Genomic DNA, 22,418 nt, shown 5'->3' on the forward strand with positions numbered 1-22,418 from the left:
CCTTACGAGCCGACGCACTGGGCGGTAATTTGTGTATATCCGATTTTCTTCACCGGCTGGTTATGGTTATCCGGCATTTGAATAAAGCAGTGTTCATTTGCATGGGAGCCCCAGCGCACTTCCAGGCGAGAATTGTCTTCCACGCCGCTGGCATACAGTGCGCCATGCATACCGACCAGACCGTGACTACGACCTTTGGTATCTCGTACGTTCGCGCCGACCGGGGGGGCAATATTGCCGGGCATGACGGCATTGACCAGATAGTTGCGGCCGCTGAAGGTTTCAAACACCACTTTGCCGATGGCTTTCTCTGTTGGAACAATTTTTTTCTGTGCCTGCGGAATATCCAGCCCGGCACCAATATCAGCGGTATTCAGACTCACCACGTTGTAATGCCATGCGTCTGCGGCGGTAAGGACCGCATAGCCGTTACCGTCAATGGCCACGCCATTTTGTTGCTGAATATGGACACCGTCGGCATTTTTGGCCTCGACCAACACCATGGTATCGCCAGGAGAGTGCATGAGCGTCACGCCGCCTGCGTGCAGCATTGCCCCGCCGCTGATGCCCATATTCATATTCTGGTAGTTGCGTCCTGCGCTGTAGCCCCCCTGAACATTCATCTTATCGCCTTGCCAGGCGGCGTTAACCCCGGCAGAGGAATCCTGTCGATCGGTGGTACTGCCCTGAACGCCCCAGCTCAGACGATCGTCAAATGCTGTATTGCTGTAGCTGGTGGAGTAGCTGTCGCCATTCTGCTGGCTATGCATGATGTTGGTGGAGACAAAGCCGCGGCTATCCATGAAATCGAATGGAATGGAAAGCGTCAGGTTGATACTGCGGTCCTGGTAGTCGTACTGGTTACGGGTATCCTGTACATAAACGCTCCAGTTGATTTTCCCCAGTGTATCGTTGTAACCCAGCTGTATCGTGCGGTCGTGACTCCCGTTGTGCCAGTAGTTTTGCTGGCTGGCGCTGACGTAAAGAGAGGCGTTATCCCACAAACGCTGGTTAACAGAGACCTCAAAACGTTGGCGGCGATTATTGTAGTTAGTGGTGTAGTAATGCTTTTTGTTGTGCTCTTCGCCAGGGAAACGCAGCTGTTGATTCGGGTCGTCATAGGCGATGTCGTAATAGCCCGAGGACCAGCTGTTATGCTCGTTAATGGTGTCGCTAAAGCTGTAATAACCGGAGGTATTGTAGCGGTAGCCTACCAGACGGAAATCCGTACCGTACTGGTTCAGCGATTTGGAGTATAAGAAACGGTAACTTTGTCCTGTGGACGCATCTCCACTGGCAAGCTGCGCTCTGGCGGTAGTGATATCGAAAGAGATCGCGCCGAACTGGTGCAGATCCTGAGCGATCCCGGTGGCAATCGCATTATAGCTTTCTGCGGTCAGGAAACCACCGTACAACGTGGAGCCAAAGCTGAGACCATAACTCAATGTGCCTTGAACAAAGCGGGGCCGCCAGCCGCCGCTGTAACCGTCGCGGTATTCCCCTGCCGTAAACTGAAAGCGGTTGTTACCTGCACGCAGCATGTTCGGGACCGCTGAATAAGGCACACTGAAATTACGCCGACTGCCATCGGCTTCAATAACGCTGACGTTCAGGTCGCCGCTTTGGTTGCTGGGGTTGATATCGTCAATGTCAAACGCGCCTGGCGCGACGTTTTTGCTGTAAATCAGATAGCCATTTTGACGGATTTCGATTGTGGCATTGCTATTGGCGACGCCGCGAACGACTGGCGCAAAATCGCGTTGGCTATCAGGCAACATGTTTTCATCGCTGGTGAGCTGTGCCCCGGTAAACTGGATGCTGTCAAACACATCGTCGTCCGTATAGGTTTGCCCGAAGCGCAAGCGGCTACGCAGCGCAATAATATTACGTTCCACCCACGTGGAAACCGCCTGCCATTGACGGCCTGAACCGCTGGCATAGCTGAAAGTAGACTGGTTGCGAAAATGCCATCCCGCCAGGTTTATACCGTTGGCAAAACTGGCAAAAACAGAGTCATGATCCTGGCCCTGTTCAATCAGGTGCGTCGTATTGGCGTTGTAGCCGACAAAAGCGGCATTAATCCCATCGTCATAGGCCGATTCAGGCACGGCGTCATGCGCAGTCGAAAGCAGAAACGCTTCTGGCACTGAAATATCAATGCGCTGGTAGTTTGCATCTGCCGTCAGGCGACTGTTTGCGATCAGAGCCGTGAGCTCCACGCAGGTATCGGCGTTACCCTCGGGGATTTTAATCCCGTATTTGCGGAGATCGTCCGCGCTCAGGCAAGGTTGCGGCTTGCCTTGTGGTTGACGTCTTTTAAAGTCAACATTGCGCGTTTCGACGAAGCTATGGTCAAGATATATATCGTATTCAAACGTGCCTTCGCTAAGTCCGTCATTACGGGCTATTTGCACTACGGAGGTAATATTTTGCGTACCATGTACAAAACGGGTATTAAACTGCGGCGTGCTGCTGGCGTATGCAGGTATGCACACGGCCAGCGTTGACAGCGTAAAGAGGGAGTACCGTTGCGGGTGCTTATTTTTTTTCATCATGTGCAACCCCAGCTTAATTGCAAGATACCGGGACGTTATTAACCGCGTTAGTGCCGCCGTAATCATCTACCCAGCTAAAACCGATATGGCTGACTTTTTGCTGTGACAACGCAAACGTGCGTTCGCCATGCGGATTAATCATGTCGGCATCAATGTTTTGGCCGTTAATATGTAATTGCGTCAGGGAGATATGTAACGGCGTCGCATTGACCGCCCGCAGAGTATGACCGTGGCACTGCCACTGTAATTTCTCAACGGCTTCAGGTAGCGTCATATTCAGCCCAACAGGGCGATAAAATAGTTTGATGCGAATACGCTGCGCCAGCTGTAAGGTATTTTCTTCATTCTCGATGGTGGGGATTTCCTGCACATTAATCCACACTACAGATTCAACATCCTCAGGAAAGCCGTTGCCCTGATAAATAGCTCGCAACACGGCTGATTTATGGCCGTCAAGTTTCAGGATCGGAGGCGTAATTAACATTGGCAGATTGGCTGGCGTCTCATCCGGATTACCATTATCCAGCCACGTCTGTACCATATATGGCTTGTCTGTATTATTGTTGACGTCAAACATCGCCGCTTTATCGTTCTCATTATAAATAACGCGTGTTTGACCCAAATTAATTGCGCTGTGAGCGGTGCTAACCACACACAGCAACAGGTAAAAGAATATTTTATTCATCAGGTGCACTTTCCAGGTTCAGGGAAGAGTGCCATCCATAGCAATCAACGTCCGTTATTTATAAATGACGGTGTAATTCATATCCGCAGTGATCGTGCCAGCCGCAGGCAGCGTTGCGCCAATTTGCTGATATTTGGCGACCAGATCGATTTGTGCATCGCCATTTTGATCTGCTTTTAAGCTCACCTCATTACTACCGGAAGCGAAATCGAGGGCATGACCCGCTTGATCCACTTCGATGCCAACATCGGTGGCAGAAGCCGAGCCACGTTTCGCTTCCAGAAGTGCTGTGTTACTGCCAGGGGTTTTACCAGTAAAGACCACCACATAGCCGCTTCCTCCAGTTACCCCACTACAGCCGCTAAACTGCAACGTAAACGGAGTATCGCCGGTGCTAGAGCCCGCGCCGCTAAATAGCTGGTTGGTAACTTGTGGCAATGCCACTGTTTTACCTGGCTGGTTTGCTGTGCTCACCACGCAGGTACTGGCAACAATTTCACCGGTAAAATGGACCGTCGCGGTGGCTTTAGAACCTGTTGCGGCAGTGGTAACGTAATTCGCTGCTGCGCCAGCATTAGCGGCAAACAAAGCGACCAGTACACTGCTGGTAAGTGCAGTTTTCATCATCATAACTCCGTTAAATTTATTATTTACCCAGAAAAGTACTTGTCAGAGGCACAGATTCAGCTGGAGTTCATCAACGTCAAAAAATGATGTAGGACTTCATTTGAAAGAAATGATTAACGTGCGTAAATTGCTCAACAAGTAATCCGGCGCGGATATTATTTATTTGCGAAAAATAAGTAAACAAAATTTTTTGGCATCATTGAATGGCTTTGGAAGGTGTTTTTATATATATCTTAACAAAAGTGTATACATTGTTATCAATAATTCGTTGGGGCGATTCACGCTGCTTTTAACAAAATTTTAATGCTGTCATTTATTCTCTTCTCTTTATTTTAAATCGATATGTTGGTAAGCGCTGAAAATTCTGATGTTAAAGGTGTGTTCATGCAGAATGTTGACATTAGTAATATGTAACACGCATTTTCTCAATGATTGGCTATCGTTTTAATTGAAGTCATGCTTGCCGCTTCATCTCCTCGGATTTGCTACAATTATTTAAACTAAATTTTTTTTATTATTCTTTTTTTTTGAATTTTGAGCGTGAAAATGAAAGCAATCCCATACTCCTCGTAAAGTACCTTATTTATAATAAGGTTGCTAATCATTGCTTTGTAAATGTGTTACTCAGTTATTTTTATGGTGGGAATTATAAATAGACTTATTGATTTCTTCTGTCGCTCTCCAGGACTCTCATCACTGACCGTAGCGCAACGAGGTTTGGACAAAGTATTGCTTTTTGTAAGGTTAACCCGTTGTCAGGCGCTCATCATGTGATTCTAGCCACTAGTAGCTTATGAATTGTGATCTGTCAATGACGTTTATGTTGCAATTAATCATGTTTTTCAAGGATGAAATTAAAAAATATTACCAATAAATAATCATCTAAATCATTGGGTTGCATTTGTATGGTGCGAAACCCATCACATTGTATTACATTGTTTTTTACATTTACTGACAGTGTGCCATTGCGTTTTTAAGACTTGTGATATAATTAGCAACATAAATGAGAAAAAAACAATTAAAGATCAATAAATAATGGGCTGAGATATGCTTAAAAAATCGCTAAAGATTAGCAGCCAGGGATATCCAGTCTTTTTAAAACTGGTCGATTTCATTGTAATCAATGCGACGTTAATTTTTAGCGCCCATCTGTTAGGTCTGGCACCATTTAACACCATTGCCATTCTGAGTATTCTCTTCTCAGTCTTTTTCTTACTGTTTGCTGAATACATTAAAATGTATCAACAAAAGATTAAGACGATCGGTTTACGTAATCAAAAACGGTTGGTTTTTTGTACGCTACTGGCAATTTTTCTGAACGAACTGGTCAGCATGACGGTGGCTGAACCCGAGTCTCTCGGCTACTTAGACAAACTGCCTTCCCCCTTTTATTCAGCGATTATTTACTGGTACTTCATCCCATTACCTTTTCTTTATTACATTCGCTTTTTCATTTTTAAATATTCAACGAAAAAGAGTATGCGCGTGGCGATTATTGGTCTGACTGACAATGGTCTGGCGGCAGAAAACGCGTTAATGGATGAATACGCTAATATCACATTGGATCTGGCTTTTTATGATGAGCGCGCCTTATCCCGCTGTGGCGATATCGTCGATAAGGTTAAAAGCCCCTTTCGTGGGCCGGTGATCAATCTGGTTGAGGAAGCCCGGCAGGGAAATATAGACGAAATCTACATCGCTTTACCGATGGTAGCTTTACAACGCATTCGTCATTTTTTGGCGATGATGTCAGACACCACCGTAGATACGTATATTGTTCCTGACTTCTACACCTACAGTAACAACATGTCCAAGCTGCGCTCCATTCACAACCTGCAAACTATTGGCATTTTTAGTTCGCCGTTTGAAGGGGCGGGGTCGTTTATCAAGCGGGCGGAAGATTTGGTGCTTGGCAGCATCATTATGGTGATGATTTCTTCGCTGATGTTGGCCATTGCCATTGGAATCAAACTCACTTCCCGCGGGCCAGTCTTTTTCAAACAAGATCGGTATGGTCTTAGCGGGCAAAAAATTAAGGTCTGGAAGTTTCGCTCGATGCGCGTTATGGAGAACGCCGATACGGTTATTCAGGCCACTAAAAACGATCCGCGGGTAACCAAGTTTGGTAGTTTCTTACGCCGCACCTCACTGGATGAACTGCCGCAATTTATCAATGTATTGCAGGGAAGTATGTCGATTGTCGGTCCCAGACCTCATGCGGTTACGCATAATGAGCAGTACCGTAAACAGGTCGAAAATTACATGATCCGCCATAAAGTTAAGCCTGGGATCACCGGGCTTGCGCAGATCAACGGTTTCCGCGGGGAAATCGATGCGCTTTATAAGATGGAAAAAAGGGTTCAGTACGATATTGAGTACATTCAAAACTGGTCTTTATGGTTGGATATAAAAATTATTATTAAAACTATTTTCAAAGGATTTATCGGTAAGAATGCATACTAAATTACTCGTGATTACCGGAATCGTGATATCGCAGCCCGTATGGGCTGATTTAACACCGAAATCACACATTGGCTTTGCGGGGATCGACTTCCAGGGCAAGGTCGCTGTGGACTATGGTTATAATGATAACGTGTCTTATCAGCCACATAGCAGAGATGCTATCGGTTCCTCGTTTCAGAGCGCAGCGCCCGTTTTGAGTATGATCGGAGAGCGCGGTCAGGATAAGTATTTACTGATGTACTCCGGTGATTATCGTAACTACTCAAGCGATTCCGCTGATAACTATAACGATCATTTTTTCCGTTTTAACGGTGCCTGGCGCTATGGGCTCAAGCACGGCTTAACACTCAATCTGGAGGATACGCTTGGGCACGAATCCCGCGGTCGAGGGATCACTGAGGGGTTTCTACCGGGTCAATTCGAGCAGTATGGGATTAAATCTCCGCTGACGACGAATTTTATTAACAGTGAATTGCGCTACAGCTATGGCGCGCCGGATGGGCGCGGGAAAGCGGAACTGGCGTTGTTATACAAAAAACTGACGTTCGGTAATACGTCCGACGCCCAGGAGAGTAGTGAAGATTTCTACAATTACATTCAGGAACAGGAATGGCACGAAAATAGCCTGGTGGCAGAAATTTTTGACCAATACACATCCAGAACGCGTTTTCGCTATAGCTTTATTACTAACCAGCGTCACTATGATAACAACTCAGAAAAAGACACTAATGAGTATTATTTACTGTATGGCCTGAAGTCACAGTTGACGGGGAAAACCAATGTCGACATGAATATTTCATGGTTGTACAAGACATTTGAAAACAACGCAAACTCGCATGATTTTAATGGTCTAAACTGGGATATAAAAGGGGAGTGGAAGCCGTTACAGCAGTCTGTTTTCACGGTGCACTCAGCACAAAGCATTAAAGACCCATCGGAAGTTGGGGGATATATTTTAGTCACCCAGTATGGTCTTTCTTACCAGCACTTCTGGTTAGGCAACCGTTTCTCTACCTTGCTGGATTACTCATACACTTCAGAAGACTATAAAAAACAGAATAAAGATCGGCATGATAAAGATGGGGTATTTAGCGTAACCATGAGCTATGACTACACGCCGTCGGTCAATTTTGAGATTAAATATCAAATAGATACGTTGAATTCGAATAAGGATACTGATTCGTTTTATATCGGTCCCAACGACAATCAGGAAGTCATCAGAACGTTGGGTTATGATAATTCTATGATTATGCTTAAAGCTAAGGTTCAGATCTAAAATGAAAATAATAGAACTGTGCGCGGTTTTGCTATTCAGTATCCTGATGGTCGGATGCACAACGTCCAGCCCGAGATTAATGGACGATCCTGCTACTGTTCAGCAGGATTATCGACTTGGGGCAGGGGATACTGTCAATATCGCTGTTCATGGTCAACCCGATATGACGATGCGGTTTATTTTGGATAAGAGTGGGGAGATTAATTTCCCGTTTGTTGGTGCTCTTATATTAAAAGATAAAACTGTTGAGCAGGTGACTAACGAATTAACTCAACGCCTGACTGGAGATTATTTTACTACTCCGATGGTGACGGTGAGTATTGCCGAGTTCCGTAAATACTATGTTTCTGGCGAGGTGAAAAGTCCGAATGGATTCGCTTATGAGCCAGGACTTACCGTCGAGAAATCTATTGCGCAGGCGGGGGGATTTACAGATCGTGCTGACCGTCAAGATATCAACATTCGCCTGTCAGGTAGCAATCAGCTACTTGAGAATGTTGATTTAACGCACTCTGTTCATCCTGGGGATGTCGTGATTATTGGCATGGGGTTCTTCTGACGATGAAACTATCAATAGTGGAAAACGGCAAAAAACGAGAAAGCACTGTTGAATTCTCCCGCTTTGCCAAAGCGCTGAAAAAGAACGCCTGGAAAATCGCGCTGGCCGGTATCGTTGCCGGGGTCGTGGCTTATCCGTTAATCAGCATGATGTCCTCAAAGTATGTATCAACGGCGACGGTGCTGATTAAGGCGCAGGCCGATAACGTTTCTCCGTTCCCACAGGTTGATGGTTTCGATTCAACGCGCAGTGGTTACTACGAAACGCAATATGCGTTGATGCATTCACGAATTGTGCTCGAGCAAGCCGTTCGCGATATGAAGCTGGATGAAAACCCGGCATTTACCGGGGAAAAAGCCGATGCTCAGGGCGCTGATAGCAGTGAAAGTCGGCAACTGAGAATGGAGCTGGCGCTGAAAACGTTGTCGAAAAACCTGAATGTCATCGGTATTCGGACAACTAACCTCGCCTCTATTACCTATGAATCGACTTCGCCCCAGGTTGCGGCTGATATCGCCAACGGCGTCGCGCAGGCTTTCATCAACTATACGCTGGAGCAAAAGCGTCAGAAAGTAGAGAAAGCCCGCGAACTGAATTATGAAAAAATGGAAGAGATTCAGAAGTCGATAGCGAAGCAAAAAGAAGAGATGGAAAGCTATCTGAAAAATGCCGGGCTGTTGACCTTTCGCGGTATCGATGGTTTTGAAACCGAGCAGTTAAGTATCGTGACCAATCGTCTGGCCGACGCCACCCAACGTCGTGTTGCCGCTGAATCCGTTTATAACGAAGTGAATGGAGCTGGGAAGTCCGCCGAGAGCGTTATCTCGCTGCCTTGGGTCTCTAACCACGCTCAGATTCAGGATCTGCGCATTGCGCTGATTCAGGCGCAGCGTACGTTGTCTGAACTGCGCAAAGTTTATGGGCCAAAAAACCCCGCCATTTTAAAAGCAGAGGCCGATGTTCAGTCGATCCAAAGCCAAACAGGACGGGTGTTGGGTGAGCTGAAAGTCGGCTTACGTCAGCAATATCTGGCGGCGCTGGCGGATGAAAAGAACTATCAGCAACAGGTGGAACAGCAGAAAGAGATCTTCCAGAAAATGGCGTCAAAACGGGATGCCTGGAACGGCCAAAAACTGTCGTTAGATAAAATGGAAGACCTGTATAAATCGCTCTATCAGCGTACTCAGGAGCTGTCGCTGTCCGGCGTGAATGCCGATGCGGTGTTATACGATCCCGCAGTTCCCGCATTAAAACCGGCGAAGCCGAATAAATCACTGCTGTTGGTGATGGTGGTCATGCTGGTGGTCGTGTTCAGCATCATGTATTTCATTGTCAAAGCGGCGATGGATAACTCAATCGCCAGCCTGAGTCGCATGAAAAAGCGCCTCAACGTTACCCCGCTGGGCGAAATCCGTCGTTTTAGTGGAACCTCAGAGCGTGCGCAAGTGCGGGACATGATCCTGAAGAACCCGCTGAATGCCGATATTGTGCACGGTATCCGTACCCGGATTATGCTGGATAATCGTCCATTACAGACGCTCGCCGTGGCATCGACGGAACACGGTGATGGGCGTTCTTTGTTGGCGAATCTGTTAGCGAACTCCTTTAGTTTTGACCAGAAAACGCTGCTTATTGATGCAGATTTCTTTAATACGGGCGGGCTTTCTTCTGAACTGGCATCACCTACATCCGCAGGCCTGGCTGAGCTGCTGCGCGGAGAGACTCAGCTGGAACAGGCGCGGATCACGCTCAGTGATAATCTCGACTTTATTGCGCACGGCAAGAGCACCATCTCTTCTTTACTGATGTTGTCGTCGGAGCATGTTGAACCCTTAATGCGCGAACTGAAATCGCATTATCAGCGCATCATTATTGATGTTGCTGCTGTGAATCAGAGTCAGGATGTTCAACTGATCAAACGTGCCGTCGATGGGGTTGTTTTCATTGTGAAAGCCGGGGTGGAGTCGGCGGGACACATCGCCAGCGCGCTGGATAAGATTGAGGAAAATAACGGCGTGGTGATTGGCGCGGTACTCAATGCGGTTGAAGAAAAAGATCTTGAAACCCAGGAGGGTCTGCGTTCACTTAACTTCAGTACCGATCAACTGATGACGACGCCAGGCCGGGTATGAGTCTACTGAAGAGCGCTTCCACGATAGCCGGTTCATCAGTCATCTCGCAGTTGATTGGTGCGCTGTCTATCTGGTTGATTTCACACAAGTACGATATGGCTGAGGTGGGGCTTTATGCGCTCAATTACAGCATCGCCGTAGTGGGCGCGCAGGTGTGTACCTTTGCATCGCAGCTTTTAATTCCAAAACAGCACGACGACGAACTGGTACAAAACGTCGTTTTTTGCCTGATCCAAAGCACGATCATTGCCTTACCGTACGCCGTACTGACAGCGTGGCTGTTTCACCAGAACATCCTGTTCCTCTATTTGCTGACGCTGGCGACGGCGTGGGTTTTAATCTCGGAAAACCTGTCGCTGCGCACGGCCAATTTTCGTTTTCTGATTTTCCAGCGCATCTCTGTCTCTGTGGTGGTATTACTTTCGGTTCTGGTTACGCATCAGGTGCAACTGTTTTATTGGTCATGGGCCTGCGCGACGATGGTGCTGACCATAAGCTGTATTTTACATTCGTTTGATATTCGTTCCGTGGCGGCCAGACATTTGCGACCTGCCAGTAACTGGCATTTTTTCAAACAAAATATCCATCACATTACCAAAGTCGGTAGTGCGGAAGTGCTGGCGATGGCCAGCAGCAATTTGCCGATTATGTTGATTAACTTTTGGTTCTCGGCGCTGACGGCAGGTTATTTTTCCGTGGTTAGCCGCTTTTGCCTGGCGCCGGTGGTGATCATCGGCAATGCAGTGCGCAATACTATTTTTTCCAAGTGGTCTATCGACTTCAGAAATAACACCTTTAATTATCAGGAATATACCAGGGTACGGTTGCTACTGTTGGTTCTGGGGGTTATCTGTACTCTCGGGGTGTTTATTTTCTATCCAATAGTGATGCGTCTGGGCTTTAGCGAAGACTGGATTAACTCCATTGAGACGTCGCGCTACATGTTGCCCTATTTATTCCCGGCGCTGGCGATAAGCCCTCTGACGGTGATTGAGCTTATTTTTGGTTCCCACCGCTATTTTCTGCGTATCCAACTGGAACAGCTGGCGATTGTGTTATTCGCATTTGTCGTCATTCCCTATTTTCATAAAGATTATGCTACGTCGGTTATCCTGTTTTCTTCACTGACATTTATTCGCTACGCCTTCATTTATCTGAAAATGAATAAGCGAGCCAATCTTCTGAAAGACAAGCCGGTGATACTATGACGCTGAATACCGGATACTATTTACAGGTTTTTAGCTTTATCACGCTGATCCTGTGTGGCCTGGTGCAATACTTTACCGGCATGCAGTCGGTGCTGTGGATCCCCTTTTTCCTGACCCTGTTGATGGTGGGATTATTGGTGATGCAGACGCGTGATGGCTCGCTGCAGCTGGATGCGCAGGAGACGATTGTCCTGGCGTTGTATTTTTCGTTCCTGATACTGGCCGGAACATCGACGCTGATTCAGGGCGGGATCACCGTCGCGATTGTGGCATTTAAAAATGAAATCGCATTGTCACTGGTGATGATCTGTTTGCTGCTTGGATTTTGCCGGGAGTCGCAGATTTACCGTGCAACGCGCTATCTGTACTGGGTGTTTTACGCGCAAATCCCGGTAATGATTTATCAGGTTTTACTGGTCGTTCCCCAGCGCGTTGCGGTGCGTGGCGAAGATGAGAAATGGGACTCCGTGGTTGGTACGTTTGGCGGTGACCCCATGGGGGGCGGTAACACTGCTGCGATGGGCCTGTTTTGCCTGTTGATTATGTTGTTAAAAGTCTCTGAGTATAAGCACGGGTTGACCTCGTTCAAGTCCATGGCGTTGCACATTGTTCTTGGGATCGGGCTATGTATTATTGGTGAAGTGAAGTTCGTCATTCTGCTGTCACCTCTGTTCCTCGCGTGGGTGTGGATCTCACCGAGCTACGTCAAAGACGTCAGTAAGGTTAATCTGAAAACGCTGTTGGTTATTGTGGCGGGCATGCTGCTGCTTATTAGCCTGTCGATAGTGATCCTCGCGTACTATTATTCTTCCGCGTTTGGCGGCGATCCGTCGAAAAGCTCGTTAAGCATTTTCATCGACTCCTTAAGCTATATTTTTGACCCGAACTACATCATGTCTACCGGGGAGTTAGGGCGTTTTACGACGTTCCTGTTCTGGTTGAAAAATAACGATCTGTGGGGGCTTTCAGGAACGTTATTTGGTTATGGGCTCAACGCCACTAACAGCGGGAGTACGGTGTCGCCGGGCTTTTTGAATATCATTTATAACTTAATTCTCGACTCGACTTCCCTGAGTATGCTGCTGTGGGAAGTCGGGGTGATCGGCACGTTACTTTTTATTAGCTTATTCATTTATATCCTGAAAGTTTGTCAGCCAAAGCCATTACTGACGCTTGAACAACTGGACCAGCAGGATCTTCAGTTGCTGAGCTTTGCACCGGCGTTTAACGCTTTTGCTATCAGTTGCTTAATTAGCTTACCTTACAGCCAGATACTGATGATTACACCGATGTTACAATTCCTGTTCTATTTATCACTAGGATCAAGTTTAGTGATTCGTCGAACCGTCCTTCGCTGTGTAGGGTAATTGTATGGACCAAAAACCGTTTATTTCAGTGAGTATTAAAACACTCAATGAATCTGAATGTATTGAGAAAACGATAGACAGTATCCGCAGGCAGCTTGTTGATTATCCACATAAAATTATAGTGGCAGATAGCCTGTCAACGGATAACACCCAACAGCTTGCGATCGATAAAGGGGTGACCGTGGTCTCTTTAACTGACCCAGGCGATCGCTGCTGCGGCGTCGGGCATCAGTTAGGTTATCTGTATAGTGAAGGGGAATATCTGTTGCTGATGGACGGCGACATGGAGCTGGAAGAGGGCTTTGTGGATCAGGCTGTCGCTTTTTTGCAGGCTGAGCCGGAATATGCAGGTGTCGCGGGAACCGTTGAAATGGACGATGCCGTTAACTATGAATTTAAATCGCGTAAGCAGCGTATTAGTAAAATCTATCCGCTTGGAGATAGCGACCATTTAGGCGGTGGTGGGTTATATCGCCGCTCTGCGATTGAGAAAATTGGTTATCTCACCAACCGTAATTTGCACGCTTATGAAGAAGCCGAACTTGGCCTGCGTTTGCTCGATGCGGGTTATAAACTACGCCGTCTGAATATTCCGTATTTTATTCATACTTCGCATACCATGCCGACCTTTCAGATGCTGAAGCACCGCTGGAAAAGTGGATACTATCAGGCACCGGGCGAGCTTTTACGTTGTGCATGGGGAAAACCTTATTTCGGCAAAGCGTTAAAAATGGTTAAGAACGAGGCGATTTTTTCTGTGTATCTGATTGCCTTGTTTATTGCGGCGGTGACCTTCAATCTCGAACTTTTCGATATTGCATTTCTACCCTTGCTTGCCTTTATTATCTTGAAAACCGTGCAGAATCGATCGTTATTGAACGGATTGCAGAGCGTAATGAACCTGGCCGTGCTTTCTGCGGGACTTGTTAAAGGGTTGACTAAACCAGTACGCGATCCGTTGACTCCGCCTGACAGTAAAATCATTCATGAATAACTAAGGCTGGCGCAATGAAAGTTTTATTAGTGAATAAGTTTTTTTTCATTAAAGGCGGCGCGGAAACCGTTTATTTTCAAGAGCGCGAGATGCTGAAACAGGCCGGAGTACAGGTTATTGATTTCTCGATGCAGCATGAGAACAATTTCCCTTCGGACTATGCGGATTATTTCGTCAGCAATGTGGACTACCACCAAGAGCGCAATCTGCTGGGCGGGCTCAAAACGGCGGTTAACTTTATTCATAATTCGCAGGCCTGCAAAAAGATGCTGGCGCTACTACAAAAAGAGCGTCCGGATATCGTCCACTTCCATAACATTTACCATCAGTTAACGCCGGCGTTGATTAAAGTGGCCCGCAATTTTGGCTGCAAAACGGTGCTGACCGCGCATGACTATAAAATCGTCTGTCCTGCCTATTCCATGCTGCGCGACGGTAAAGTGTGTGATTCCTGTATTACCGGGACGGTTTTCAATGCCTTCAGGTATCGTTGCCAGGAAGGCTCTGCTTCAAAAAGCCTCCTGCTCTCTTTAGAGGCGACCTGGCAGTATATTGCGCAAAATTACCAGGCGCTGGATGTGATCGTTTCGCCGAGCGTCTTTTTACGCGGCGTATTGTTGCGTACGCTGCCGAATTCGCGCATTGATGTCATCGTCAATGGCGTTGATGACAGCCGTCCTCTGGGGGAGTTAAGCGATGCGGGCTATATGCTGTACTTCGGTCGCCTGAGCCGTGAAAAGGGCGTGGCAACGTTATTGGCGGCGCATGAGAAAATGCAGAACAAAGCGCCGCTGAAAATTGTAGGGCATGGTCCACTGCACGATGAATTAGTCGCCCAATACCCGGACGTTGAGTTTTTAGGTTATGTGCAACAAGGGGAAGCTCTCGATAACCTTATTAAGCATGCGCGGGCAGTGATCCTTCCTTCAGAATGCTATGAAAACTGTTCTATGGCGATATTAGAGGCGATGTCCTTAGGCAAGCCGGTGATCGGATCGCGCATCGGCGGCATCCCGGAACAAATTCGTGACGGTATCGAAGGGATTTTATTCGAACCTGGCAATGCGCAGGAGTTAGCAAATGCGCTGGATGCACTGGCCGACTCGCCAGAGAAGGCGCGGGTCATGGGCTTACAGGGTCGTGCGCGATTGAGTGAAAAATATGCGCTGAGTAAACATATGGATACTCTACTGGCGCTCTATAAAGAACTGCTGAGCAGGCCATAGTATGAGTAAAAAAATAACGGTTTTTGGTACGCGTGGTATTCCCGATGTATTGGGCGGGGTGGAGACACACTGTCAGAATCTATATCCTGCCATTAAGCAGCAGTTGGACGTTGATATTTGCGTGATTGCACGCTCGCCGTATGTAAATTACAAACGATCGTTATATAAGAAAGTTGAAACCTACGCGCTGTGGGCACCCAAAAAGCGCTCGCTGGAAGCGATTGTCCATTCCGTTTTAGCGGCATTTAGGACAAGTATCGACCATTCAGATATTGTGCATGTCCATGCTATCGGGCCTGGGCTTGTGATCCCATTATTACGCATGTTAGGGAAGAAGGTGGTGTTCACCCACCATGGACCTGATTACGATCGTCAAAAATGGGGATTCGTTGCTAAAAAAATATTGCTGCTGGGTGAGCGTTGGGCTGTGAGATATGCCAACGAAGTGATTGTGATTTCTGAGGTTATTAATCAACTGATCCAGAAAAAACACGCTCGCTATGATGCGCATTTAATTCACAATGGCGTCAACGAGCCGCGGTCGTTATCTGCGCTGACCATCGACAATACGCTCTCCCGCTTTGGGCTGCAGCCGAAAAACTACCTCGTGGTGGTTGGGCGATTTGTGGAAGAAAAAGGGATGCATGATGCCATCGCCGCCTATCAGCGCAGCGGTTTAACTATGCCGTTAGTGTTAATTGGCGATGCGGATCATCCGACCGAATACAGCATTCGCCTCAAAAAGCTTGCCGCGGACACCCCTGGCGTTGTGATGACGGGGTTCTTGCGTGGTGATGAGCTTCAGGCGGTGTTTTCCCAGGCACAGCTGTTTGTGATGCCTTCATACCATGAAGGATTGCCCATTGCGCTGCTGGAAGCGATGTCATTTTCTCTTCCTGCCGTCGTCAGTGATATTCCGGCTAACCTCGAAGTTCAACTGCCGTCCGAGGCCTATTTTAAGGTGGGGGATGTGACCAGCCTGGCCGAAAAATTAACCGAATGGGCGGCAACCAATAGCGTGGACTATCGTGTATATTTGCAAAACTACAACTGGCATGAAATCGCCAAAAAGACGATAAACGTCTATCACTCAATTGATAAAGATATAGGTTAATTTTGACCAGTCCTCAAAATCGTCCTCCCGTCATCGAACGATTTTATGCTCATCTTGACGAGCCGATTGCGCAAGAGTTGACCCCTGAACAAAAAGAAGGGGTGGAAAAAGCGATCCTGGCTTCGACTCTGACTTCTCGGCATCAGATCGATATTCGCCGAAGCTTTCCCTTTTTCAGTAAACGCTATTATCTGGTTTTTTTGTTTGGCAGAGATTTGCGTCGGCAGCATCGTCAGGAATCGACCCTGTCGAGAATATTGCTCACTTTCTTGCTGCTGATAGCCGTGTTGTTCGTTACCTGCTGCGTATTGCTGACGCTGTATATGATCAAATCAGCATTAGGTATTGATGTGTTCCAAAATTTTCATGTGGGTATATGGGACTGGTGGTTAAGCCTGAAAAACCGCTAGCGTAAACAAACCTGTGGAGGGCGTCACTGCGATGAAGTGTAAATGGGTTTCTGCGCTGTTGTTGATGTCCTTTCCGTTGGCGGTTATGTCCGCATTAACGACCGTAACCCCCAAAGCATTAACGGGCCCGCTAACCAATCCGGGGATTGGAGTGGCAAGTTTTCATCAGGGGTACGGTGAAACGCTGGGTCTGGCGGACTATCCCAATACCGGATTTGAATACGAGCGATTTTACTGGCGAGAGCTGGAGCCTGTTGAAGGTCAGTATAATTTTGCGCTGGTGGATGATGCCTTCAAATACGCGGCAGCGCATCGTCCCGCGATGAATGTCGGGCTGCGCTTTATGGTGCTTGCCGATCCGGGGGATGGCACAAAAATTCCCGATTGGCTGATTAAAAAAGGCGTGAAAGGCAGCTGGACGCCCGATAATAAAACATTTATTCCGGATTTAAGCGACCCGCTGTTTATTGAGTACAGCCAGCGTCTGCTGAATGCATTTGGAAAACGCTACGACGGTAATGAGAATCTCGCTTTTGTGGATATCGGCATGGTGGGGGCCTGGGGGGAATGGCATAACAGCAATTTCCCTGATCTGAAACCACTGTTGGAGCAGTACACCACCGCGCAGTTAGACCGCTACGTCGCAATGCACTTTTCTGCCTTCCCTTCGACGCCGAAAATGATGTTGATGAGCGGTGGGCAAAGCCTGGCGAATGCGGTGGCGCGAGGGGCTGGATGGCGGGCGGATTGCTGGGGTGACCTACGCGTATTTTCGGACTCCTGGAGCCATATGGCCGAAGATTACCCGCAGCGATTACTGGCAGCACAGCAGAGCTATTCAGGGTTTAACGATGCCTGGAAACGTGCGCCGGTCAGTCTGGAAATCTGTTCATATATGCAGGACTGGAAGAACACCTTCCACTATACGCGTGCCGAAGTGCAGGGCATCTTTGACTGGGCGGTCAAGCAGCACGCCAGCACGATCAACCTGAAATCGAGAGCGATACCCAGCGATTATCGACCGATTGTTGACGACGCGCTGACCAAACTGGGCTATCGGTTTCGCTTAGCGTCTCTGAGCCATGAGTCCGTGTGGGACGGCGGACAAACGTTGAGGTTGAACAGTACCTGGTATAACGAAGGTATCGCACCAATATATCTACCCTACACGCTGGCATTTCGTGTGGTGGATAGCGCCAATCAGGTGGTGGCGCAGGGGAATACGGCGGATGATATACGACGTTGGCTCCCGGGCGTTTATCAGGTTAGCTACGCATTGCCCATGCCGGGCCGACTGGCGAAAGGGCAATACGCCATTGAGGTTTCGATGCTGGATAAATCCGGGGCGGCAAGAATTAACTTTGCCAACGAAGGAAAGCAAAGCAGCGGTTGGTATCGCGTATCAACGATAACGGCACGCTAACCCGTCACGGCAACGAGCCTGAGGCTCAGGCTCGTTGCCGTGTACATCAGATGTTATAACCATTCGGGTTGTTTTTTTGCCAGTTCCAGGTGTCACGCATCATTTCATCAAGGTTGTAGATGGCCTTCCAGCCTAACTCTTTGTATGCCAGTGACGGGTCAGACCAACATTCGGCAATGTCGCCGGGCCTTCTGTCGACAAACTGATAGCTTATTTTTTTCTGCGCCGCTTTTTCAAACGCCTCTATCAGATTAATCACGGAATAACCGACCCCGGTACCGAGATTAATCACCTTATAGGCAGCGCCTTTGTTCTGGCTATCCAGCGCGGCTAAATGGCCGGTCGCCAAATCCATGACGTGGATATAATCACGAACGCCGGTGCCGTCGGGGGTTGGATAGTCATTACCGTACACCGACACGGTTTTCAGCTTACCAATCGCAACCTGGGAGATGTACGGCACCAGGTTATTGGGGATACCGTTGGGATCCTCACCAATCCGACCCGATGGATGGGCGCCGACTGGGTTAAAATAGCGCAGGCAGGTAATGCGGAAATCGGGCTGCGCGCGGGAGAAATCGGCCAGAATCTGTTCGACCATTAATTTAGAGGTACCGTACGGATTGGTGGTACCCCCCGTACGCGATTGCTCGCTCAGCGGCACGCTTTCCGGATTACCGTATACCGTAGCTGATGAGCTAAAAATGAATCGATTAACGCCTGCGGCCAGCATCTCATCCAGTAAAACCAGCGTTCCAGTGACGTTGTTTTCGTAGTAAGCAAGGGGTTCTTTTATCGACTCGGAAACCGATTTGAGGCCCGCAAAATGAATGACATCGGTGATGTTATGGTTGGCGAAAATGTTTTTTAATGCCTGCCTGTCGAGAACATCAGCGATATAGACAATGGGTTCCCTTCCTGTGAGTTCCGCGACCCTGTCCAGCGAGATACGGCTGGCGTTTGCCAGATTATCGATGACAACGACATCATCGCCTCTTTCCAGTAGCGTTAAAACAGTATGTGAACCAATATAACCTGCACCACCAGTGACAAGAATAGCCATACAGACTCCAGAAAAATGCTAAAAACCCGAGCGATTTTCCACCAATACCACCCAAGGATCCAGTGGATCAGTTATTTTGCCGGGAAAGGTATACGTTTCTATATTTTATCATACACTTATAGGATATTTTTTTAAAGATTGCCAACAGACTGAACTTATTTATTTTTGTATCATAGGCAATATAGTTACTTGAGAAATTTAGCGTGTGAACGCCGTCACTGTGGTTGATCGACGAATTGATTTGTTCGATCAGATTCTCATCAAAAGTAGCGTCATTCAGTGTGACTAATTCTTTGATGTAGATAGATTTTCCATATGTTTCAGGTGTGCATTCCTGGGTTAAGAAATACATTTTGTTATCGACAAGATAAGGCGCACCCGCTCCCCGATGATGATGATTGCTCACCTTCAATGCAGGAGTAATTCTCTGCCACTGTCCGTGAAGATGCTCTGCCGAATGAATAATTATTTTATTATCCATGGTGGTCGATATAAGATAGCAGGTCTCATTCATTGAAAGAAAAATGTTATCTGTCACTTCGGTGTCAGAGATTAGAACTTTAATTTTCTTCCAGCGTGTAGGAAACTCTACTGACTGAAACAGTATCACTTCTTTTCTTTCTGATGATTCAGGAATCATGAAGAGCTGATCGTTAATATTGATCAGGAACGGAAATGACAAATGACACATCAGGTGGTCAAAACCTTCAAGTTTCACGTCATCAATTTCAACCAGTTCACGATCAAGAATACGGCATCGGAGCGTGCCTTTCGAGTTGCGAAAGCTAAAAGCTTCATAAAAGACAAACAGTTTATCATCTTTTTCAATAAGAAAAGGATCAGCCTGAAACGTATATTTCTTTTTTAACTGCTGTGCAGCGGATTTATTTAATATATCCAGTGTGTTATTTGGAAATTGGTGTGTACCATGATCCTTAATAATCATGATATCCCATGATTCATGATAGAATAACATGTTTATCATTCGTTTTAATTTCGCTTGCATTTGCGTCAGCTCCTTTTTATCGCCTGCACCATTATCAGAATTGATATCGCTGCTAGATAATTTTGATAAAACACTCAGGTGAAAAGCTGTTTTAACTCTAAATTCATGCAATCTGTTGCAATACTGAATGGATGAGCTAAGGCCAATGCAAAAGCAAAACATCAACGGCTATTTAAAAACTAGCTGCAAGTGCGTTTTTTGTCTATAGCACAAAAGTAGGTAAAAGCTCTCCAGAGCATCCTTGCTCCAGTGGACGATTTACTCGAAATGCACCTGCGGGTTATCAGCAAGGGAAACGTAGGTTTTGCTGTTTTTATCCAGGGTACGGATTTCACCGCTTTCGATGTCATATACCCAGCCGTGCAGACGAAGCGCATTATTTCGCAGCCCAACCGCGACGCAAGGATGCGTTTTAATATTATTGAGCTGTGCGATAACGTTTTCTTCCACCATGGCGTTAACTTTATCGATTGGGTTATCCCAGGTTTTCTTCTCAACCACGGCTTTCGCGGCATCGGCATAGTGCAACCAGTGAGCCACAGCGGGCATCGGATCCAGAGGCTGGCTATCAGCAATGGCTTTCATCGCGCCGCAGTTGGAGTGTCCGCAGATGACGATATCCGTCACGCCAAGTGCGACAACCGCGTATTCAATCGTAGCAGATACGCCACCGGGTTCCGGTCCAAAAGACGGAACGATATTACCGGCGTTGCGGATAACGAAAAGCTGTCCGGGCTCTTGTTGAGTAACGAGTTCTGGCACCAGGCGGCTATCGGAACAGGAGATGAAAAGCGCTTTGGGATTCTGGCTGGATGCCAGGCTGCGAAAGAGTTCCTTACGTTGAGGGAAAATCTCTTTTTGGAAGTTGAGGAAGCCCTCAATGATATGTTGCATAGCAGTGTCTCTTTTCTCTGTTTAAGCAGGTTATGATGAAGATCACACTTTCCAGTTTAACACCAGCCGACAGAACGGAAAAACTTTATAGCAGTTCTGCAACATCTTTATATAGTTTTGCCCCACCGTGGCGGGGCAAAGAGTGTGATGCGCGCTACACGTTCTGTCGTTTTTGGTACGCCGCTTTCAGTCGGTTCATCGCTTCTACCAGTACCGAGCGCGGGCACCCAACGTTGAGTCTCATGTGACCCTCTCCGCCGGGGCCATATTGCGCGCCTGGTGACAGACCCAGTTTTGCTTCCTGCACAAAAAATGCGCTTAGCTGTTCATCGCTAAGATTCATATTTTCCGCGTTCAGAAACAGAAGATACGATGCGCCGCCATACACAATGGAGATTAAGGGACAGTGCTTTTCAATTTCACTTTTAACAAACGCCACATTGTCGGCCAGGTAGGCTAATAATTTTTGGTGCCAGTCGCCACAATGGGTAAAGGCGCTGTAAATGGCCGCCTGCTGTAATGAATGTGTCTCGGCCAGGTAGCAGTTATCCAGGAAACCATAGAACTGATGGCGTAATTCATCATTTTTAATAATGGCAATTCCGCCCTGGATCGCCGCCGTGTTGAAGGTTTTACTGATTGAGGTCAGCACGATTGACTGACTCCCTGTCGCTTCGTCTAAAGTAAAAAACGGCAGATGGCGCTTGCCTGGCAGGGTTAAATCACTATGCACTTCATCTGAGAGAATAATGACGCCAGCTTGCTGACAATAGTGACTTACTTTTTCCAGCGTTTCCCGCGACCACACCATACCGCCCGGATTATGCGGCGAAGGGAAAAGAAACATTTTGCACTGCTTGAGTTTTTCGCTGAAATCATGCCAGTCAAATTCGTAATGACCATCTTTCTCAATGAGGCGCGTTTGAATCAAATTCCTGCCGCTGGTATTTACCAGATTAGGGTAGGGGTCATATATTGGCGTACAGGTTAAAATATTATCACCTGGTCGGGTAAACACCATCAGAGAGAGCACGATAGTTTTTATGACGCCGGGAATAAAATGCAACCAGTGTGGCTTTATGTCGACTTCATACTGTTGCGCATACCAATGAATAACGGACTCTTTCCATTGCGGATAATCCAGGTTGTAGCCTTGTACTGGCTGCGATACCACTGAACGCAGTGTGCTCATGATTGGCTCTGGCGTCACAAAATCCATATCTGCAATCCACAGCGGTAATACATCGGTGGTGCCGTACATCTGTTGTAATTGACCGTATTTACGGCAATTAACATCCCTTATGACAATATCATCAAACAAAGACATTGCTGACTCCTGGACAGTCTCTGAAAAATAGTTTAAGCAACGCAACAGTGAAGAATATTTCTGTATATCTAATCGATATATTAAATTTA

18 protein-coding genes are annotated in these 22,418 nt (G+C 47.2%); 11 read left to right on the plus strand and 7 right to left on the minus strand.

The features are described 5' to 3' along the window. Positions 1–2 precede the first annotated feature (2 nt). From ABIE10_RS20800 to ABIE10_RS20810, 3 genes are read right to left on the minus strand one after another with little or no spacing between them, the layout of a single operon-like run. Entirely contained in the window at positions 3–2,555 is a 2,553-nt protein-coding gene (locus tag ABIE10_RS20800; RefSeq protein WP_429156918.1) for a fimbria/pilus outer membrane usher protein, read from the minus strand. A 13-nt stretch (positions 2,556–2,568) separates the two neighbouring features. Continuing rightward, positions 2,569–3,240 carry a fimbrial biogenesis chaperone gene (locus tag ABIE10_RS20805; RefSeq protein ID WP_047499484.1) on the minus strand — a complete coding sequence of 224 codons (672 nt, stop codon included), beginning with the start codon at positions 3,238–3,240 and terminating at the stop codon, positions 2,569–2,571. A 54-nt stretch (positions 3,241–3,294) separates the two neighbouring features. After that, on the minus strand, positions 3,295–3,867 hold the full coding sequence (locus ABIE10_RS20810; RefSeq protein ID WP_047499486.1) for a fimbrial protein: 573 nt from the start codon (positions 3,865–3,867) through the stop codon (positions 3,295–3,297). Between the two features lie 1,047 nt (positions 3,868–4,914). Here ABIE10_RS20810 and ABIE10_RS20815 point away from each other — a divergent pair. From ABIE10_RS20815 to ABIE10_RS20865, 11 genes are read left to right on the plus strand one after another with little or no spacing between them, the layout of a single operon-like run. Further along, complete coding sequence (locus ABIE10_RS20815) at positions 4,915–6,330, plus strand: undecaprenyl-phosphate glucose phosphotransferase (RefSeq protein WP_047499487.1); 1,416 nt, start codon at positions 4,915–4,917, stop codon at positions 6,328–6,330. Further along, entirely contained in the window at positions 6,320–7,606 is a 1,287-nt protein-coding gene (locus ABIE10_RS20820) for an outer membrane beta-barrel protein (protein ID WP_046274862.1), read from the plus strand. Before ABIE10_RS20815 ends, ABIE10_RS20820 begins: the two co-directional genes overlap by 11 nt. A gap of 1 nt (position 7,607) precedes the next feature. Next, the gene (locus ABIE10_RS20825; RefSeq protein ID WP_016154118.1) at positions 7,608–8,165 is read left to right on the plus strand and encodes a polysaccharide biosynthesis/export family protein; all 558 of its coding nucleotides are present in this window, start codon (positions 7,608–7,610) and stop codon (positions 8,163–8,165) included. A 2-nt stretch (positions 8,166–8,167) separates the two neighbouring features. Beyond that, positions 8,168–10,297, plus strand: a complete 2,130-nt coding sequence (locus ABIE10_RS20830; protein WP_429156920.1) for a GumC family protein — start codon at positions 8,168–8,170, stop codon at positions 10,295–10,297. Then, on the plus strand, positions 10,294–11,505 hold the full coding sequence (locus ABIE10_RS20835) for a lipopolysaccharide biosynthesis protein (RefSeq protein ID WP_049282761.1): 1,212 nt from the start codon (positions 10,294–10,296) through the stop codon (positions 11,503–11,505). The genes ABIE10_RS20830 and ABIE10_RS20835 overlap by 4 nt, the downstream gene beginning before the upstream one ends. Then, the gene (locus ABIE10_RS20840; RefSeq protein WP_235117333.1) at positions 11,502–12,872 is read left to right on the plus strand and encodes a capsular biosynthesis protein; all 1,371 of its coding nucleotides are present in this window, start codon (positions 11,502–11,504) and stop codon (positions 12,870–12,872) included. Before ABIE10_RS20835 ends, ABIE10_RS20840 begins: the two co-directional genes overlap by 4 nt. Before the next feature lie 4 nt (positions 12,873–12,876). After that, entirely contained in the window at positions 12,877–13,866 is a 990-nt protein-coding gene (locus tag ABIE10_RS20845) for a glycosyltransferase (RefSeq protein WP_016154114.1), read from the plus strand. A 14-nt stretch (positions 13,867–13,880) separates the two neighbouring features. Then, positions 13,881–15,092, plus strand: coding sequence for a glycosyltransferase family 4 protein (locus ABIE10_RS20850; RefSeq protein ID WP_259688195.1), 1,212 nt, complete (start codon positions 13,881–13,883; stop codon positions 15,090–15,092). 1 nt (position 15,093) lies between these two features. Then, on the plus strand, positions 15,094–16,206 hold the full coding sequence (locus tag ABIE10_RS20855) for a glycosyltransferase family 4 protein (protein ID WP_016157268.1): 1,113 nt from the start codon (positions 15,094–15,096) through the stop codon (positions 16,204–16,206). Between the two features lie 2 nt (positions 16,207–16,208). Continuing rightward, entirely contained in the window at positions 16,209–16,616 is a 408-nt protein-coding gene (locus ABIE10_RS20860) for a hypothetical protein (RefSeq protein ID WP_047358835.1), read from the plus strand. 31 nt (positions 16,617–16,647) lie between these two features. Next, positions 16,648–18,039 carry a DUF4832 domain-containing protein gene (locus ABIE10_RS20865; protein ID WP_429156926.1) on the plus strand — a complete coding sequence of 464 codons (1,392 nt, stop codon included), beginning with the start codon at positions 16,648–16,650 and terminating at the stop codon, positions 18,037–18,039. A gap of 46 nt (positions 18,040–18,085) precedes the next feature. Here ABIE10_RS20865 and galE read toward each other — a convergent pair whose 3' ends face one another. The 4 genes from galE to ABIE10_RS20885 all read right to left on the minus strand — a co-directional run bounded on the left by galE (position 18,086) and on the right by ABIE10_RS20885 (position 22,329). Continuing rightward, the gene (gene galE, locus ABIE10_RS20870) at positions 18,086–19,102 is read right to left on the minus strand and encodes a UDP-glucose 4-epimerase GalE (RefSeq protein ID WP_016154109.1); all 1,017 of its coding nucleotides are present in this window, start codon (positions 19,100–19,102) and stop codon (positions 18,086–18,088) included. A gap of 67 nt (positions 19,103–19,169) precedes the next feature. Beyond that, a complete protein-coding gene (locus tag ABIE10_RS20875; RefSeq protein WP_429156928.1) occupies positions 19,170–20,108 on the minus strand; it encodes a glucosamine inositolphosphorylceramide transferase family protein in 939 nt (312 codons plus the stop codon). Between the two features lie 258 nt (positions 20,109–20,366). Further along, positions 20,367–21,002, minus strand: coding sequence for a carbonic anhydrase (locus ABIE10_RS20880; protein ID WP_016154107.1), 636 nt, complete (start codon positions 21,000–21,002; stop codon positions 20,367–20,369). Positions 21,003–21,156: 154 nt separating this feature from the next. Further along, positions 21,157–22,329, minus strand: a complete 1,173-nt coding sequence (locus tag ABIE10_RS20885) for a MalY/PatB family protein (RefSeq protein WP_429156930.1) — start codon at positions 22,327–22,329, stop codon at positions 21,157–21,159. Positions 22,330–22,418: the final 89 nt, after the last annotated feature.

Origin of the sequence: Citrobacter sp. 506 (assembly GCF_050434985.1) — a bacterium.
Lineage (GTDB): Bacteria > Pseudomonadota > Gammaproteobacteria > Enterobacterales > Enterobacteriaceae > Citrobacter > Citrobacter braakii.